We start from the raw sequence: 909 nt of genomic DNA, 5'->3' as shown, positions 1-909 counted from the left end.
TCCCCCTGTGAGAGTAGGACGTCGCTGGGCAATCAAGAAAGTCATCCCGAGAGGGATGGCTTTTTTTGTGCGTTCTTTTTGAGACAAGGACTGAACCCCTGAAGTGGGGAAGGTCTTCCTAGCAAGGGCTTGGGACATCCACTTTTGAGGGAAGGTGGGTGCTCGCAAACAGGGGTATAGAAGAGAAATAGTTTCCAATAAATCAGTTTGTCACGATAAATCGAATCTCTGTTAGGACAAATCCTCATTTGGTAACGAGAAAGTGGCATCTTGTAACGACAAATCCTTTGGATGTACGCTGAACGTGCGCTCAGCAGTAAGCCCGAATTGAGATTACTCCAAGACGAAAAAAGCGCACCTTCAGGTGCGCATGATTAATAGCCTTTCATCCATTGTTTTTGAGGATGAAGGGCTATAATTTTGAACAGCTGGCCTTGATTTTTGCAGACCAGGGCAGATAATCATCCAGGATATCAGGATTTTTTCTAATATCTAAACTTGGAAGTTCTGATAGGAGCATCACAAGATATTTATAGAAATCGATTCTGTTCGCTTTCGCTGTCTCCGCGACGCTCAGACAGATCGCATTCGCCCGTGCTCCAGATTCACTGACGGAGAACAGCCAGTTCTTTCTACCAATAACGGTCGGACGGATGGCGTTCTCTGCTGGATTGTTATCGATCTCTATTCTGCCGTCGTATAAGAATGCCTTCAGTGGTTCCATTCGCTTGAGCGTATAGTCCGCTGCTGTAGCCAATGCATTCTTCCCGAAGAAAGGAGATCCTTCGATCCAACTGAAGAACTCTTCGACAATCGGTTTCGAAAATTTCTTTCTCATCTTCCGACGTTTACCTGGCGAGAGATCCTTGAACTGTCGTTCCAGGTCATAGAGACGATTACAATAGGAGA

General features: G+C 45.7%; 1 protein-coding gene. It reads right to left on the bottom strand.

The annotated features are described in order from the left end of the window. Positions 1-412 precede the first annotated feature (412 nt). The coding region (locus tag ACFO0S_RS14420) for an IS66 family transposase (RefSeq protein ID WP_378142805.1) at positions 413-909 on the bottom strand (497 nt) is incomplete at its 5' end.

It is taken from the genome of Chryseomicrobium palamuruense (genome assembly GCF_042649045.1).
Lineage (GTDB): Bacteria > Bacillota > Bacilli > Bacillales_A > Planococcaceae > Chryseomicrobium > Chryseomicrobium palamuruense.
Note: the sequence above shows the minus strand (reverse complement) of the source record. Positions and strands in the feature narration are given on the sequence as shown.